Consider the following 16,507-nt stretch of genomic DNA (forward strand, 5'->3'; position numbering starts at 1 on the left):
TCAGACCGGATGGCCCTGCGGGGTGTGCGCGGGTTGGAACCGGCCCGCGTGCCGGGAATCCTCGGCGCGGATCACGTGGGTCACGGCGTTGATCAGCGCGAGGTGGGTGAACGCCTGGGGGAAGTTGCCCAGGTGGCGGCCGCTGCGCGGATCGATCTCCTCGGCGTACAACCGCAGCGGGCTCGCGAAGCCGAGCAGCCGTTCGCACAGGTGCCGGGCGCGCTGGATCTCACCGATCTCGACCAGCGCGGAGACCAGCCAGAACGAGCAGATGGTGAACGCGCCTTCCTCGCCGCTCAAACCGTCGTCGGTGGTTTCGGTCCGGTACCGCAGCACCAAGCCGTTCTCGGTGAGCCGGTCGGCGATGGCGAGCACGGTGGCGCGCACGCGGTTGTCCTCGGGCGGCAGGAAGCGGGTGAGCACCACCAGCAGCAGGGAGGCGTCCAGGGTGTCGCCGCCGTAGACCTGGGTGAAGACGCCTTCGGAGTTGACGCCGTTGGCCAGGACGTCGGCCTTGATCTCCTCCGCGATCGCGTACCACTCTCCGGCGTGCTCGTACTGGCCGTGCAGCTCGGCGAGTTTCGCGCCGCGGTCCAGCGCCACCCAGCACATCACCTTGGACGAGGTGAAATGCTGCGGCTCGCCGCGCACCTCCCAGATGCCCCGGTCGGGCTCCTGCCAGTGCTCGATGGCGGCGTGCACTTGGCGGACCAGCAGCGGCCACAGGGTCTCCGGCACCTGCTGGCGCGACTTCACGTGCAGGTACACCGCGTCGAGCATGGTGCCCCAGATGTCGTGCTGGGCCTGGTTGTAGGCGTTGTTGCCGATGCGCACCGGCCGGGAATGGTCGTAGCCGCTGAGGTGGTCGAGGATGAGCTCGTCGAGCTGCCGTTCACCGCCGATGCCATAGAGCACCTGCAGCGGAACCGGGTCGCCGTTCTCGCCGGTGGTCGCGTCGTTGAGGAACGCGAAGAAGTCGTCGGCCTCCCGGTCCAGGCCCAGCGTGTACAGGCCCCACAGCGCGAAACTGGAATCCCGCACCCAGGTGTAGCGGTAGTCCCAGTTGCGTTCCCCGCCAGGGGTTTCCGGCAGCGAGCTGGTCGCGGCCGCCATCAGCGCGCCGGTCGGCGCGTAGGTGAGGCCTTTGAGGGTGAGCGCGCTGCGCTGCAGGTAGTTGCGCCACGGGTGATCGGGGAACTTGCCGAGCGTGATCCATTGGCGCCAGCATTCGGTGGTCTGCCACATCTTGTTCGCGGCCTCGTCGAAGGTGCGCGGCGGGGGCAGCTCCGACCAGGTGAGCGCGACGAAGACCTCGTCGCCCTCCGTCATCCTGGTGCGGGCGCGGGCCTCCCTGCCCTCCAGACCGAGGCGCAGATCCGTGGTGAGCACCAGCGTCGGGCCTGCGCTCGGATCGTCGCTGCGCACGGCGGTCGCTTCCTCGTACACCTTGCCGGTGTACTCCCAGCGGGCGGTGGCGCGGTGGAAGTCGAACGCGGGCTCACAGCTCACCTCGAGTTCCACGGTGCCGTTCACGCATTTCACCGTGCGCAGCAGCAGGTGCTCGGCATCCCAGTCCATCGGGGTGCGGCGGTGGGTCTTGCTGCGCTGGTCGTTGTTGTGCCAACGCCCGAGCACCAGCGCGTCGCGCACGATCAGCCAGCCGGTGCCGGTCTGCCAGGTGGTCTCCAGGATCATCCCGCCGGGCAGGTAGCGGCGGGCGGCGGGCACGTTGACGCCGTACGGTCCGACCCGGAAGTGCCCCGCGCTGCGGTCGAGGACGGCTCCGAAGATGCTCGGCGAATCCGGCCGCGGCACACACATCCACTCCACCGCGCCGTTGCTGGCGACCAGGCAGTTGGTCTCGCAGTCGGACAGGAAGGCGTAGTCGTCGATCGGCGGGTAGGCGCCGTGACGGTGCGGTTCGGACAGGCTCGTCGGCTCGGACAAGCTCGTCGGCAGGCCGTCGGAGTCGTTCAGGGTGAGGTCATCGGAGGACGCCATACCCCATCTTCGGGCCGATGCGCGCCCGGCGTCCACCGCTCGGTTCCTCGGGTCGGCCGCCGCGGCCGACGGGCCGGTGGAAACGGCCGCCGGACCCACTAGGCTGGAACCGTGCATCGCATCGCAGGATGGTGGGACGGCTTCGAGTTGTGGGTGGCGGGACTGCCGTTCATCCCGCAGTTCCTCGTCGTCCTCGTGGGCATGGTCCCGATCAGCTTCGCCATCGCCTACGGGCTCGATCGCGTGCTGCGTGCCGTGCTGCGCGCGGTGGACCGCAGGTACGGCGCCGATCCGGCGCCTGCGCGGCCCGTCCCGGCCGGCGCGGCGGCGCTGCTCGAGCCCGAACAGGTCGCCGAGGCCCGCACCCCGGTGCGGAGCGGGGCGCACTGATGCCTCGTTCGCGGGTTCAGCTCGCTCTCGTCGCCCTGCTCGTGCTCATCGTCGTCGCCTGGTTGATCACCCGCTGACGGTCGGCTCGCGCCGGTTCGCCAGTCGCCGAACCGCTTGCCGAGCTTCGCGACGGTGTCGCCGACCTCGTGCGCGACGGTGCTCGCCGCCGTGCCGACATCCCGGCCCAGCGTGCGTACGGTCCGGATGAGCGGGTCCTCGGACTGGTCGAAGTTCGCGCGGTAGGTGCGGGCTGCCGCTCTCATCTCGTCGGTGATCCTGGTGGCGCGATCCTGGTCACGTCGCAGGTAGTCGCCCGCCAGCACGCGGTCGTACTCGCCGCTCTGGATCCACCGGCGCAGCTCGGCGCGCAGCACGGAGAACGGGTGGCTCTGCAATTCCAGGTTGAGCAGTTCGAGCACCCATCGCGCAGGTCGCCGAACCGCGGACGCGTCCAGGATCCCGCCCACAGTCCTGGCGCAGCTGGTGCAGTGTGCGGAACTGCTGCTCGTCCACCCGAACCGCGGTGGCCAGATAGAGCAGCCGATGCTGGCGTTCCTGGAGCAAACCCGACATCGTGCGCAGCACCACATCGAACCCCGCCAGTGACCGCAAGGTAACCAGAGCGGTGCGGTCGGCCGAATGCTCCCAGGCGCGGGTGCTGATGCCGGGGAACTCGGCGCGTATGCGGTCCGGACTACTGGTCATGGGATGAAACCCCCCTCTTCCTGCGACTCTTCGATTCGAACTCCGTCGTCCGCTCTGATAAAGTCTGCCCGTGTCTTCGAGCGCCGTCCCGCAGGTCCGCCATGAATTGGCGTTGATTGCTGTCGGTGATCTCGCGGTCGCGGACATCTACTGTCGCTGATCGGCAACCGAGCACGTCCGCGTCTCGTTTCCCAGCAGACTGGCGCGCTTCTCGCAGATGTGCTCTCCCTTCCCGGCGGCCCCGTTGGGGCCGTAGTCGCGCCGCTGCCGTATCACTCGACCGGCAGGTCTGCTGAACCAAACAGATGGTCGCCGCCACCGATGTATTACCGGACAACTGGCGGTCCGTACGAAAGGTCCACCCCGATGGCTCGCAAATCTTGGCTCTCGCCGCGCCGACGCTACAGCGCCGTTGCCCTCGCCGCACTCGCGGCGGTCGCGCTAACCGCGTGCGGCGGCGGAGCCAGCGACACGGTCGGGGGAGACAATTCCGACGGTAGCGGCGGCACCCTCAATCTTTACGCCTACGCCGTGCCGAAGCCCGGCTTCGACAAGGTGATCCCCGAGTTCAACAAGACCGAGCAGGGCAAGGGCGTCCAGATCCAGCAGTCCTACGGCGCCTCCGGCGACCAGTCCCGCAAGGTGAAGGACGGCGCCGAGGCCGACGTCGTGAACTTCTCGGTCGAGCCGGACATCACCCGCCTCGTGGACGCGGGCCTGGTGGACGCGAGCTGGAACGCCGACGCGGGCAAGGGAATCCCGTTCGGCTCGGTGGTCGCGATCGTCGTGCGCAAGGGCAACCCCAAGGGCATCAAGGACTGGGACGACCTGCTGAAGCCGGGCATCGAGGTGGTCACCCCGAACCCGTTCAGCTCCGGTTCGGCCAAGTGGAACCTGCTCGCGCCGTACGCGGCCAAGAGCGAGGGCGGCAAGAACCCGCAGGCGGGCCTGGACTACCTGAGCAAGCTGGTCTCCAAGGAGCACGTGAAGGTGCAGCCGAAGTCCGGTCGCGAGGCGACCGAGACCTTCCTGCAGGGCACCGGTGACGTCCTGCTGAGCTACGAGAACGAGGCGATCTTCGCCGAGCGCAACGGCGATCCGATCGAGCACATCGTCCCGCCGGTCACGTTCAAGATCGAGAACCCGGTCGCGGTGCTGAAGAACAGCAAGAACCAGCAGAAGGCCGTCGCCTTCCGCGACTTCCTGTTCACCCCCGAAGGCCAGAAGGCCTGGGCCGACGCGGGCTTCCGTCCGGTGGACCCGAAGGTCGCCGCTGACTACGCCAAGGACTTCCCGACCCCGCAGAAGCTGTGGACGATCGCCGACCTCGGCGGCTGGAAGACCGTGGACAAGGAGCTGTTCACCCCGAACACCGGCTCGGTAGCGGTGATCTATGACAACGCGACCAAGTGACCGGGTGACCCCCGTTACACGGGATACTGGACGACTGTGACGAACAGCAGTAGCGCCGGGACCGCGCAGGCGGACGGTCCCGGCGTCTCCGAGGCCGCGCGCCAGGACCGCCGCTGGAACTGGTCATGGCTGCGCGTGACCGGCTCGGTGGGCCCGCTGGGCATCGCCACCGCGGTGCTGTGGCTGAGCATCATCGTGTTGCTGCCGCTGGCGGCGCTCACCGTGACGAGCTTCGAGGACGGCTGGTCCGGCTTCGCCGACGCCGTCACCGCCCCTGCCGCACTGGACTCGCTGCGCATCACCGTGCTGGTCTCGGTGGTGGTGGCGGCGATCAACGTGGTGATGGGCACGCTGATCGCCTGGGTTCTGGTCCGCGACCAGTTCCCCGGCAAAGGCATCGTCAACGCGCTGATCGACCTGCCGTTCGCGCTGCCGACGATCGTGGCCAGCATCGTGCTGCTCTCGCTGTACGGGCCGCAGAGCCCGATCGACATCCACCTCAACGCGACCCAGCCGGGTCTGGTGGTGGCGCTGGCGTTCGTCACGCTGCCGTTCGTGGTGCGTTCGGTGCAGCCGGTGCTGATCGAGGCCGATCGCGAGGTCGAGCAGGCGGCGCTGTCGCTGGGCGCGAACAACTGGACCACCTTCCGCCGGATCGTGCTGCCCGCGCTGACGCCGGCGATCATCAGCGGCGGCGGCCTGGCCTTCGCCCGCGCGATCGGTGAATACGGTTCGGTGGTGCTGATCGGCGGCGCGATTCCGCGCAAGACCGAGATGGCCTCCCAGTACATCCAGAAGCAGATCGAGATCGACCGGCCGGTGAACGCGGCGGCCGTGTCGGTCGCGCTGCTGGCCATCTCGTTCGCGACGCTGCTCGTGCTGCGGCTGCTCGCCGAACGCAGTGCGCGCAAGGAGCAGGCGACTCGATGAGACAACTTCGCGCAGCGCTCCCCGCGTCGCCGGGGTGCGGGCATTCCCGCGGGACGGAGCGGGCTCGATGAGACTGAATCCGTCGACCCGCATCTCGTTGCGGGTGGTGGCGCTCGGCTACCTGTTCGTGCTGCTGGTCCTGCCGCTGATCATCATCCTGTGGCGCACACTCGAGCGGGGCGCGGGCGCGTTCGTCGACTCGATCACCACGCCCGCGGCGATCTCGGCCTTCCAGCTGTCCATCCTTATCGTCGCGATCACCGTTCCGGTGAACGTCGTCTTCGGTATCGTGACGGCCCTCGCGCTGGTCCGTGGAAAATTCCCGGGCCGCAACCTGGTTCAGGGCATCGTCGACCTGCCGTTCGCGGTCTCGCCGGTGGTGGTCGGCGTCTCGCTGATCCTGCTCTGGGGCGCGGGCGGGTGGTTCGGCGGCTTGGAGGAGTTGGGCTTCAAGGTCATCTTCAACCTGCCGGGCATGGTGATCGCCACCATCTTCGTCACGCTGCCGTTCGTGGTGCGTGAGGTCGAGCCGGTGCTGCACGAGATCGGCGACGACCAGGAGCAGGCCGCCGCCACCCTCGGCGCGTCCAAGTGGCAGACGTTCTGGCGGATCACGCTTCCCGCGATCCGGTGGGGCCTGACCTACGGCGTGGTGCTCACCGTGGCCCGCGCGCTCGGCGAGTTCGGCGCCGTGATCATGGTGTCCTCGGCGCTGCCCGGCAAGTCGCAGACGCTGACGTTGCTCGTGCACGGCCGCTACATCAACGACCACAACACCTTCGGCGCCTACTCCGCCGCGACCTTGCTGATGGGCATCGCCCTCGTCACCCTTCTGCTGATGACCCTCCTCGAACGTAAGCGGGGCGCAAAGTGATCACCGTGATTAACGCGAACAAGAACTACGGGACGTTCGCGGCCCTCGATGACGTCACCATCGACATTCCCTCCGGGGAGCTCACCGCGTTGCTCGGCCCCTCGGGCTCGGGCAAGTCGACGCTGCTGCGCTCGATCGCCGGGCTGGAGTCGCTGGACTCCGGTGTGGTGAGCATCGCAGGACGTGATGTCACCCGGGTGCCGCCGCAGAAGCGCGACATCGGTTTCGTGTTCCAGCACTATGCGGCGTTCAAGCACATGACCGTGCGCGACAACGTGGCCTTCGGCCTGAAGATCCGCAAGCGCCCGAAGAACGAGATCAGCAAGCGGGTCGACGAATTGCTCGGCATCGTGGGACTCGACGGCTTCCAGCACCGCTACCCGGCGCAGCTGTCGGGCGGCCAGCGCCAGCGCATGGCACTGGCCCGCGCGCTCGCCGTCGACCCGCAGGTGCTGCTGCTGGACGAACCGTTCGGCGCGCTGGACGCGAAGGTCCGCGCCGACCTGCGCACTTGGCTGCGCCGCCTGCACGAGGAGGTCCACGTGACCACCGTGCTTGTCACCCACGACCAGGAGGAGGCGCTCGACGTCGCCGACCGGATCGCGGTGATGAACAAGGGCCGCATCGAGCAGATCGGCACCCCGGAGGACGTGTACGACCGGCCCGCCAACGAGTTCGTCATGTCGTTCCTCGGCGCGGTGGCCCGGCTGAACGGACACCTGGTGCGGCCGCACGACATTCGCGTCGGCCGTGACCCCGGCATGGCGCTCGCCGAGCACGAGGGCACCGCGGAGTCCGCGGGGGTCACCAGGGCGACGGTCGAGCGCGTCGTCCATCTCGGTTTCGAGGTGCGCGTGGAGTTGCGCAACGCCGCGACCGGCGACCTGTTCGCCGCGCAGGTGACCCGTGGCGACGCGGAAGCGCTGCGGCTTTCGGACGGGGAGACGGTCTACGTCCGTGCCACCCGGATTCCGGAACTGCCCACGCACTGACGGTTTCCGTAGCCGGGTGCATCCCCGCCCCGGAATGCGATGTGGCGCTGAAAAGTTGCTGAGAACTCGGACATTCCGGTGCGGGGCAGTCTTTCCTCGCGCTGCGTGGCGGTTGTCTGCCGGGAAGGCGAGGGGCGGACGATGCGCCTGTCGTAGCGGTGCTCGATCCGGACCGAGCGGGGGCGGGGCGGCCGTTGCCGCCGCCCTCCCGGCGGTCTTCCGCCTCGGCTAATTTCTCGCACCGTTCCGAGTGGACTCGTCAAGGGGAGTCTCCGCATGTGGGGCGAGTAGCTAGTCGAGGTTCTGAGCGGAGAGCGGAAATCCGGCAAACTTCTACCGGGCGTGACCTATCCCTGCGTGTCGCAAGCAAATCCGACTGGACGGCATGTGTAGTGCTGGCGGACCAGGTGAGGGCGTCGAAGATCGCGAAAGCGGTCCGATCCCGTACAGGCGGCTTGCGGACAATCGGTTGTCCGGACTTGGCACGAAGATCGCGGAGTGGTTGCCTGGACGGCGTTCGAAGCAAATCGGCACGGCGATCGGGTGGATTGCGATGGCGGTTGGTCTCGGGTTGAGCATCGGTACGGTGAACACGGTTTCGGTTCTCGCGGAGGAAGGTTCGGCCAAGGCTCCGCCGGGGCGACGCAAAACGCAGCGCCCGCAGACCATCACGCGGCGCACGACGCTGACCTTCGACAGCACCGGCGTGGCCAAGGTCGGCATGATTCCACGGCACGGTCGAGCGGTCACCGAATTCGCCGACCTCACGCAGCGTTCCAGCACGTGGGCGCGGGTGGGCAATCGCGCGCTCGCACCGGCCGACCTCGTCGCCACGGTGGCCAAATGCCTGGTCGGCGAGGCGGTGCAAGATCATCCGGCGGGCGCCGCCGGGCTCGGCATCGCGCTGACCTATCCGGCCCGCTATGCCGACGAGCAGGTGGACGCGCTGCGTGCGGCACTGGACGGGGTCGAACTCGGGCAGGTCGCGCTGGTCGCCGAACCCGTCGCCGCGGCGGCCTGGCTGGAAGCCGACCGCGGTCCGCTGATGCCGGGGCTCGCGCTGGTCTACGATCTCGGCGGCGCCGGGCTGGACGTCACCTTGGTCCGCGTGGGCGCCGGGTGCCCGCACAACCCGATCGTCGGCGTATCGCTGCGGTCGACCGAATTCGGCGGACGCGCGTTCGGCGCGTTGATCGCCGAGCATGCCGGACCGGGCCTGACCTCTACCTCGGTCTCGGAGTCGGTCGCCGACTCGATCGCCGGTGAGCTGCGCGCCCGCCACGTCCGCGAGTCCATCGAACTCGTCTACCGCTGTCTGCGGGTCGCGGACGTGACCATGGCCGACGTCGACTGCGTCCTGGTGGTCGGCGGTGCGGCGCGACCGGCGGAGGTGGCCGAGGTGCTCGCCGCGGAACTGGCCAGGCCGGTGATCACCGCGCCGGACCCGGAGCGGACCACCGCCGACGGCGCGGCGATCATCGGCCGGCGGGCGGCGGTCGCGGCCGAGGTCGCGGCCGAGCAGCGCCAGGCCAGGCGCCGCCGTGCTCGTCGGCGCGCCGCCACGCGTGCCCTGATGCTGTCGCGCCGGACCCGGCGCAGGCTGGGCCGGGTGATGGTCGTCACGAGCACGTCGGCGGTCTTCGGGTTCGGGACCTCGATCTTGGCGGCCGGGGACGGGGTGCTGGTGAGTTAGGCACAGCAGGGCCGCGATGAAACAGGGCCGTCCGGCGGTGCGCGTGATGAGGGCGCGCATCGCCGGGCGGCCCTAGCAACTGTTGGGTTGACGTGACTCTCCGTTGGTGTAACTATGGGATACAGTTAAACGGTTCCATCGAGGAGAGGCAGTGACGACGATGTCCGCAGCCGTGACACCCGCAGTCGATCCCGATCTGGAGAAGGCGCAGGAGTACGCCGCGAAGCTGCTGCTGCTCTCCGAGGGATCGGTCAACAAGCACTTCGACCCGTTCGACGACATCGACTGGGATAATCCCGACTTCGCCGCCGACGCGGGCGAAGAGCGCTGGATCCTGCCGGTGTCCGCCGACACCGTGGCCCGCCACCCCTGGTACCAGGCGCTGTCGCACGAACAGAAGATCGCGGTAGGCAAGTACCGGCAGGCGAACATCGCGAAGGTCGGCCTGCAGTTCGAGTCGATCCTGATCAGTGGCATGGTCATCCACAACTTCGGCCTGCCGAACGGTTCGCCGGAGTTCCGGTACTGCTCCCACGAGATGATCGAGGAGCACAACCACACCCTGATGTTCCAGGAGATGGTCAACCGGATCGGGCTGGACGTGCCCGGCATGGGTCCGCTGGTCAGCAAGTTCAAGTACCTGGGCGCGCCCGTGGCGGCCTGGTTCCCGAACCTGTTCTTCATGGCCGTGCTGGCCGGCGAGGAACCGATCGACCACATCCAGAAGCAGATCCTGCGCTCGGGCGATGACGTGCACCCGATCATGCGCGGGGTGATGGCCATCCATGTCGCCGAAGAGGCCAGGCACATCTCGTTCGCGCACGAGTTCCTGAAGAACCATGTGCCGCATGCGAAGCCCGCGCAGAAGTTCATCCTCTCGCTGGCCATGCCGATCGTCATGTGGATCCTCGGTCGCGCCATCGTCACCCCGCCGCGCTCGTTCTTCACCGAGTTCGACATCCCGGAGAAGGTCCGCAAGGAGCTGTTCTACGGCTCGAAGGAGGCCAAGCAGGTCTTCAGCGACTACTTCTGCGACGTGCGCGCCCTGGCCAAGGACATCGGGCTGATGAACCCGGTCGCCAAGGCGGTCTGGAAGGCGCTCGGGATCGACGGTCCCAGCACCCGGTACCGGTCGGAGCCGCTGCGCGCCGCGAGCAAGGTCGCCTGAGCCGGTATGCCGTACGTCGTCACCCAGTCCTGTTGCAGCGACGCGTCGTGCGTGTACGCCTGCCCGGTCAACTGCATCCATCCCACGCCCGACGAACCGGACTTCCGGACGGCGGAGATGCTGTACGTCGACCCGAAGGCGTGCGTGGACTGCGGCGCATGCGCCACCGCGTGCCCGGTCGACGCCATCGTGTCATCGAAGAAGCTGACCGCTGAGCAGAAGCCGTTCATCGAGATCAACGCCGATTTCTACCGGCAGGCCCGGCCGCGCCCGCTGCTGGCGCGCCCGGTGCCCGCGGCGCGGATCGATACCGACGGCGCGCCGCTGCGGGTGGCGATCGTGGGGTCGGGGCCGTCGGCGATGTACGCCGCCGACGAACTGCTGACCCAGCCCGAGGTGTCGGTGACCGTGTTCGACCGGCTGCCGGTGCCCTACGGGCTGGCCAGGCACGGCGTCGCGCCGGACCACGACAAGACCCGCAAGGTCGGCGAGCTGTTCGACGTCATCTCGGCGCAGCCGGGCTTCGGTTCGTACCTGAACGTCGACATCGGCGCGCACATCTCGCACGCCGAACTGCTCGATCACTTCCACGCGGTGATCTACGCGGTCGGCGCGTCCTCCGATCGCAAGCTGGGCATCCCGGGCGAGGATCTGGCGGGCACCGTGTCGGCCACCGACTTCGTCGCCTGGTACAACGGGCATCCCGATTACGCCGACCGTGCCTTCGATCTGTCCGCCCGCCGCGCCGTGATCGTCGGCAACGGCAATGTCGCGCTCGACGTCGCGCGCGTGCTGACCAGCGACCCGGAGACGCTGGCGGGCACCGACATCGCGCCGTACGCGCTGCGCGCGCTGCGGGAGAGCAAAATCGAGGAAGTGGTCGTGCTCGGCCGGCGCGGCCCGCTCGAATCCGCCTTCACGGTGCCGGAATTCGTCGGCCTGCTGGGCTGCGATGTGGACATCGTGGTCGAGGGCGAGCTGCCCGAACGCGGCCCGGAACTGCCTTTCCACGTGGAACAGAAGCTGGGGCTGCTGCACAGCGTGCGCACGCGGCCGGTCGGTGAGCGCAAGCGCATCGTCTTCCGCTATCTGTCCGCGCCCACCGAGATCCTCGGGACCGATCGGGTGAGCGGCATCGAGGTCGGCCGCAACGAGCTGGTCACCGATCCGGACGGTCGCGTTCGTGCGGTCCCTACCGGGGAGACCGAGCGGCTGGAGGCGGGCCTGGTGCTCACTTCGGTCGGCTATCGCGGCGTCGCGCTGCCGGGTCTGCCGTTCGACGAGCAGGCCGCGGTGATCCCGAACGTGGACGGCCGGGTGGTCCTGGAACGCGCGGGCGGGCCGGTGGTCACCGGCACCTACGTGACCGGTTGGATCAAGCGCGGGCCGACCGGTTTCATCGGCACCAACAAGTCCTGTGCGCAGGAGACCGTGCGGCAGCTGGCCGCGGACTTCAACGCGGGCCGCCTGCCCGAACCCGCCGGTACCGCCGCGGAGTTCGATCGGCTGGTGCGTCTGCGGCAGCCCGCGGTCCGTGCCGGTGGAGCAGCCGCGGCGCGCCCCGGCCGCGTTCGCCGCTTGCTGGCCCGCGCCTGACGAACCCCGCCTCGGGATACCCCGGTCACACCGGTATCCCGAGGCGGTCCCACGTTCCGGAGTTCAGCGCGCGGTGAAACCGCCGTCGACGGCCAGCGCGGCGCCGGTGACGAAACTCGCTTCGCCGCTGAGCAGGTAGGCGCAGAACGAGGCGATTTCCTCCGGTGCGGCGATGCGGCCCAGCGGGTGCAGCGCCGCGATGGCGGCCACCCCTTCGGGCGTCGCGCCCATCGAATTGCGGAACGCGGGCGTGTCGACGGCTCCCGACACCAGCGCGTTGACCCGTACGCCCTGGTCGGCGGCCTCGAGCGCCACGGCGCGGGTCAAGCCGACGACTCCGTGTTTGGCGGCCACGTACGGCGCCACTGAACCCATGCCGACCACACCGAGATTCGACGCGTTGTTCAGGATCGCGCCGCCGCCGAAGGCCGCCAGCGCCGGAACCTGATGACGGAGGCCGTAGAACACGCTGGTGAGATTGAGCTCCAGGTCGGCGCGCCAGCCCGTCTCATCGATCTGCGCGACCGGGCCGAAGGCCTGCACGGCGCCCGCGTTGTTGAATGCCGCGTCCAGGCGACCGAATTCGGACACCGCGGCGTCGGTCAGCCGGGCGACATCCTGTTCCACCGTGACATCGGTCGGTACGAACAGCGCACGGCCACCGGCCGCGCGGATGTCCGCGACCACCTGCTCGCCCGCGTCCTTGCCCCGCGCGCCGAGCACGACCGCGGCGCCCTCGCTCGCGACCCGCATCGCCACCGCTTTGCCCACACCCGAGGTCGCACCGGTGATCAGTACGACCTGCTCGGCGAATCGTGTTGCCATCGTTCGCATTCCCTCTCCGCTAGCGCGATCTCACCTCCGTGGTGGGATCCGCTGTCGAGTCAAGCCGGGCGCGAGCGGCGATGCTGGCGTGAATCGGACTTCTAGTTGATGCGTCATTGATTAGTGACAGGTTCGCCTTCTGCGCCAGAACGCCACTCTGGCAAATGTATGGTTACCGACCGGTGGGTATCTGTCGCGAGGTGTGTTTACCTGGGCAAAAACCGCCTGCGGGTTGGATTGCCGAGGAGTTAACGTGATCGCTGCAAGGTAGCGGAATGGGTGGATGCTCAGTATTTTTGGCGATGTCGAGCGTACTGGACAGTTGATTCGACATGGATCTACCTGGCAATTCGGGTGATTGTGGCGTCCGGTCGAACTTTTCGTATCAATTGAGCATCCGTGTGGACGCGAAACAGCTAACCTGTGGTGGCTGTTTGGAAGACGACCGCGGCCACAGGGGAGATCCGTGTGATGGACGTGGTCACGGTGCGTTGACGGGATAGCGAATGACTACAGGTCTGGGTTTCAGCATCGGTGCAGTGAACTCCGTGACGGCTTCGGTCAGTGCGGAACGACCACGCCCGGCGGTGCGGTCTCGGCGCACCGCGGTGACCTTCGACAGCGCGGGTGGCCTACGCCTCGGCGGAATCGCGCAATTCAGCATGGCGGTCACGGATTTCGCGGACCTGGGTCGGGATCCGGACACGGTGACCGTTGGCGGCCGCATCTGGTCGCCTGCCAATCTCGTCGCGGCGGTGGTCAACGAGATGCGGGCGGTCGAGCCGGATGCTTCCCACGCGGGCGTCGTGACCACCTATCCGGCAATGTATTCCGACAAGCAGGTCGCGTTGCTGCGCCAGGCGCTCGACCTATCCGGGGGCGGCGACGTGCTCCTGGTACCCGAACCCGTCGCCGCCGCGGAATGGCTGGAGCACGAGCACGGCCCGCTGCGGACCGGCTTCGTGCTGATCTACGACCTCGGCGGCACCAGCCTCGACGTGACCATCGTGCGCGTCGGTCCCGACTGGGACAACCATCCGATGATCGGGAAGCCGGTGCGCTCCTACGACTTCGGCGGCAGGCCGCTGGGGTCGATGATCGCGCGGTACGCCCCCGACGTGTCGGCCCGGTCCGCGGGACTGTCGATGACGTCGATCGTCGACATCGACGGGTTGCGCGTCACCCATGTACAGGACTCGCTGCAACTGGTCCGCGACTGCGTGCGCGCGGCGGACATCACCCTGTCCGATATCGGCTGCATCCTGCTGGTGGGCGGCGCGTCGCGCCCCGCCGAAGTGGCGCGCACGCTCGCCGAACTCGGCCGACCCGTGGTGATCTCGTCGGACCCCGGCCAGACCGTCGCCGCCGGCGCCGCTCTCATGGCGGCGCGCACCATGGCGCTCGGCGCGTCGGGCGAACACGCCGTGGCGCCCCGCGTCGCGGTGTTCTCCAGCGCGGCGGTCGTCTCCGCGGTCGCGATGTCGGCGGTGACCGTGTTCGGCGGCCCCACCGTGCCGGAGCTGTCGCCGATGCTCGAGCGCCTCCCGGACCTCGCGGCGCCGAGCGACAGCCTGCTGGTCGACGTCGGAAGCGAGCGTCTCGCCGACGCGTGGTCCTGGATGTCCGCGCCGACCACACGGAACTCGGGCCGGGCATTGCCCGCGTTCCTCTCGCAACGGACCTCCGCCTACACCCGATTCATCACACCGGCTCCGCGCAGCGCCGGTTACGGTCCTTCGATGGCCGAGTCGCAGCTCGGCTCGCACCGGGACCCGCGAAACTGCTGCGCCCCGAGCGGATCGCGCTTCCGGGGATACGGCGATCCCGCCTACTTCGTGAACCCACTGCCGTTCGGCCCGGTCGTCCGCCCCGCTCCCGGAGACATCGCGCAGCCGCCCGGTCCAGGCGGGCCACCGACCCCCGGTCAGCCGGGTCTGCCGCTGCCCGAGCAGCCAGGGACCGGATTGCCCGGGCAGCCGCCCGTACCGGGCCAGATACCCGCTCCCGGCGCCGGGACGCCGCCGGTGGGGACGCCGGGCTCACCTGTCCCCGCACCGCAGAATGGTTCGACGCCCGCGCAGACCGGCCCGGGTTCCGGTGGGACTGCGCCGGGGAATTCGGCGGGCGGTCCGTCGACCGGTACGCCCGGTGCGTCATCGGGCGAGCATGGTGACTCCTCCGGCACGAGTTCGTCAGGCGATTCCTCTTCCGGCGGTACCGGCGGATCGTCGTCCGGAGGCGGCGAGGGAACCTCCTCCACCGGAACGTCGTCCGGTGGGAGCTCCAGCGGTGGGACCGCATCGACCGGTGGTTCTCCGAATGATTCCTCCGCGAACGGATCGTCCGATGACTCGGCCGGCGGGTCCACCGGCGGGTCGTCGCCGGGTGGTAACTCTTCGACGCATGGTTCGTCCCCGGGTGGTTCGGCTGGCAGCTCTTCGACGCAAGGTTCGTCGTCCGGTGGTTCGGCTGGTAACTCTTCGACGCATGGTTCGTCCCCGGGTGGTTCGGCTGGTAACTCTTCGACGCATGGTTCGCCCTCGGGTGGTTCGGCCGGTAATTCGTCGTCGGGTGGCTCGTCCTCGACCGGTGGCTCCGCATCGAGCGGGCGCGCGGGCGGCGCGTCGGCGTCGGGTGGAAACTCCTCGGGCGCTTCGTCGTCCAGCGGCTCGCGGGGCCGTTCCGGCTCGGTCGGGGGCTCGGCCGCGGGCGGGTCGTCCGCGGGTGGCGCCGGAGGTGCGGGCGGTGCCGGAGGCGGAGCCCGCGGTCGGTAGCGGCGGCGGTGGTGACGACGGTGAATCGTTCGGCGCGCGTGCGGGTCTCGCCGCCCCGGATTCGCTGACGGGTGCCGCGCCATCGATGCACAATGGGCTGATGGCCTCCGGGGGTCCCCAGCTGATCGCGCTGGACGTGGACGGGACGCTGCTGGATACGGGAACACCGGTCAGTACGCGGGTGGTCGCGGCGGTGCGCGCGGCCGTGGCAGCGGGTGCGCATGTCGTGGTGACGACGGGGCGCACGCTGCTCACCACCCGCCCCGTGCTCACCGAACTCGGTCTGTGCGAGGGACATGCCCTGTGTTCGAACGGCGCCGTGCAGATCGACGTGGCCCGAGGGGAGCCGGTCGCGATCCAGTCCTTCGATCCCGCACCGGCGATCACCGCGTTACGCGCGCTGTTTCCTGCGATGATCTTCGCGGTCGAGAAGGTCGGCGTCGGCACCTGGGCCACCGGAGCCGGTCCCGGCGAATACTCCCTCGGCGAGTACCTGCTCGTCGACCACCATGTGTTGAGCAGCGAACCGACCCCGCGACTGAACGGCTGGTGGCCGGACGGTTCGCTGGAGGATATGTTGCGAGCGCTGCGCTCCCTGCGCGTGCCGGGGGCGAGCTGGGTGCACGGCGAATTCGGGCCGTGGGTCACCGTTTCCCGGCAGGGCGTGTCCAAGGGGTGGGCCCTGGAACAGCTGCGCATCGCACTCGGTGTGCCGGACGAAGCGACGCTGGCCATCGGCGACGGATACAACGATCGTGAGATGCTGCGCTGGGCAGCGCATTCGGTCGCCATGGCCAACGCACCCGCCGATATCCGCGATCTCGCCGACGAAGTGACCGGCCACGTCCTCGAGGACGGCGTCGCCACAGTTCTGGAGCGCTGGTTCCGTCCCTGAAGAATCGCGATCCCGGAGGCCCGCGCCGGATTTCGCGCGTTCTGCGCCGATGGTGATCGCGAACGGCGCTGACGAGCGCAGCGCGCGGACACCGGTCCCCCGTGGCGCCGACCGTATTCGGCCGAATGGCGCTCGACGCCGTGATGATGCGGTGTCCGCAGCCGCTCCGCGCCGTCGCGCTCGACGTCGAGTTCCAGCATGGGCATCTTGCGCCCGAGGCGCCGGTAGCTCATCTTCGGGCGACCGCAGCA

The 16,507-nt window shown here is 68.9% G+C and carries 13 protein-coding genes and 1 pseudogene; 11 read left to right on the forward strand and 3 right to left on the reverse strand.

Annotated elements, in window-relative coordinates; genetic code table 11:
• Positions 1–2,001: a glycoside hydrolase family 15 protein gene (locus IU450_RS21295; RefSeq protein ID WP_195151498.1), complete on the reverse strand. Its 2,001-nt coding sequence runs from the start codon at positions 1,999–2,001 to the stop codon at positions 1–3.
• Positions 2,002–2,112: 111 nt separating this feature from the next.
• Here IU450_RS21295 and IU450_RS21300 point away from each other — a divergent pair, with 111 nt between their 5' ends.
• A complete protein-coding gene (locus IU450_RS21300) occupies positions 2,113–2,391 on the forward strand; it encodes a hypothetical protein (protein ID WP_195151499.1) in 279 nt (92 codons plus the stop codon).
• Positions 2,392–2,462: 71 nt separating this feature from the next.
• Here IU450_RS21300 and IU450_RS41330 read toward each other — a convergent pair.
• A pseudogene (locus IU450_RS41330) lies at positions 2,463–3,096 on the reverse strand (Zn-dependent protease); the annotation flags it as partial.
• A gap of 70 nt (positions 3,097–3,166) precedes the next feature.
• Here IU450_RS41330 and IU450_RS40975 point away from each other — a divergent pair.
• The 8 genes from IU450_RS40975 (at position 3,167) to IU450_RS21335 (ending at position 11,762) form a co-directional block, all read left to right on the forward strand.
• Positions 3,167–3,256 (forward strand): Ms4533A family Cys-rich leader peptide, encoded by a 90-nt coding sequence (locus IU450_RS40975; protein ID WP_312038717.1) that lies wholly within the window; start codon positions 3,167–3,169, stop codon positions 3,254–3,256.
• Between the two features lie 206 nt (positions 3,257–3,462).
• On the forward strand, positions 3,463–4,509 hold the full coding sequence (locus tag IU450_RS21305) for a sulfate ABC transporter substrate-binding protein (protein ID WP_195151500.1): 1,047 nt from the start codon (positions 3,463–3,465) through the stop codon (positions 4,507–4,509).
• Positions 4,510–4,638: 129 nt separating this feature from the next.
• Complete coding sequence (cysT, locus tag IU450_RS21310) at positions 4,639–5,439, forward strand: sulfate ABC transporter permease subunit CysT (RefSeq protein WP_195151646.1); 801 nt, start codon at positions 4,639–4,641, stop codon at positions 5,437–5,439.
• A 67-nt stretch (positions 5,440–5,506) separates the two neighbouring features.
• Positions 5,507–6,313, forward strand: a complete 807-nt coding sequence (gene cysW / locus IU450_RS21315; RefSeq protein WP_195151501.1) for a sulfate ABC transporter permease subunit CysW — start codon at positions 5,507–5,509, stop codon at positions 6,311–6,313.
• Entirely contained in the window at positions 6,310–7,305 is a 996-nt protein-coding gene (locus IU450_RS21320) for a sulfate/molybdate ABC transporter ATP-binding protein (RefSeq protein ID WP_195151502.1), read from the forward strand. The genes cysW and IU450_RS21320 overlap by 4 nt, the downstream gene beginning before the upstream one ends.
• A 586-nt stretch (positions 7,306–7,891) precedes the next feature.
• Positions 7,892–8,998 carry an Hsp70 family protein gene (locus IU450_RS21325; RefSeq protein WP_324197756.1) on the forward strand — a complete coding sequence of 369 codons (1,107 nt, stop codon included), beginning with the start codon at positions 7,892–7,894 and terminating at the stop codon, positions 8,996–8,998.
• Between the two features lie 151 nt (positions 8,999–9,149).
• The gene (locus tag IU450_RS21330) at positions 9,150–10,166 is read left to right on the forward strand and encodes an AurF N-oxygenase family protein (protein ID WP_416382891.1); all 1,017 of its coding nucleotides are present in this window, start codon (positions 9,150–9,152) and stop codon (positions 10,164–10,166) included.
• A 6-nt stretch (positions 10,167–10,172) separates the two neighbouring features.
• Positions 10,173–11,762 carry an FAD-dependent oxidoreductase gene (locus IU450_RS21335; protein WP_195151504.1) on the forward strand — a complete coding sequence of 530 codons (1,590 nt, stop codon included), beginning with the start codon at positions 10,173–10,175 and terminating at the stop codon, positions 11,760–11,762.
• A gap of 63 nt (positions 11,763–11,825) precedes the next feature.
• Here the strand turns inward: IU450_RS21335 and IU450_RS21340 are convergent, their stop codons facing one another.
• Complete coding sequence (locus IU450_RS21340) at positions 11,826–12,587, reverse strand: SDR family NAD(P)-dependent oxidoreductase (protein ID WP_195151505.1); 762 nt, start codon at positions 12,585–12,587, stop codon at positions 11,826–11,828.
• Between the two features lie 539 nt (positions 12,588–13,126).
• Here IU450_RS21340 and IU450_RS21345 point away from each other — a divergent pair.
• Together IU450_RS21345 and IU450_RS21350 are read left to right on the forward strand one after the other, a co-directional pair.
• Entirely contained in the window at positions 13,127–15,361 is a 2,235-nt protein-coding gene (locus IU450_RS21345) for an Hsp70 family protein (protein WP_195151506.1), read from the forward strand.
• Positions 15,333–16,256, forward strand: coding sequence for an HAD family hydrolase (locus IU450_RS21350; RefSeq protein WP_324197757.1), 924 nt, complete (start codon positions 15,333–15,335; stop codon positions 16,254–16,256). The genes IU450_RS21345 and IU450_RS21350 overlap by 29 nt, the downstream gene beginning before the upstream one ends.
• The last annotated feature ends 251 nt before the right edge of the window (positions 16,257–16,507 follow it).

It is taken from the genome of Nocardia abscessus (assembly GCF_015477775.1).
In the GTDB taxonomy this organism is placed as follows: domain Bacteria; phylum Actinomycetota; class Actinomycetes; order Mycobacteriales; family Mycobacteriaceae; genus Nocardia; species Nocardia abscessus_A.

Bases quoted from the DNA above. Each gene is read 5' to 3' on its own strand.
- IU450_RS21295 (WP_195151498.1), bottom strand. From the start codon at position 2,001: ATGGCGTCCTCCGATGACCTCACCCTGAACGACTCCGACGGCCTGCCG.
- IU450_RS21305 (WP_195151500.1), top strand. From the start codon at position 3,463: ATGGCTCGCAAATCTTGGCTCTCGCCGCGCCGACGCTACAGCGCCGTT.
- cysW (WP_195151501.1), top strand. From the start codon at position 5,507: ATGAGACTGAATCCGTCGACCCGCATCTCGTTGCGGGTGGTGGCGCTC.
- IU450_RS21335 (WP_195151504.1), top strand. From the start codon at position 10,173: ATGCCGTACGTCGTCACCCAGTCCTGTTGCAGCGACGCGTCGTGCGTG.
- IU450_RS21340 (WP_195151505.1), bottom strand. From the start codon at position 12,587: ATGGCAACACGATTCGCCGAGCAGGTCGTACTGATCACCGGTGCGACC.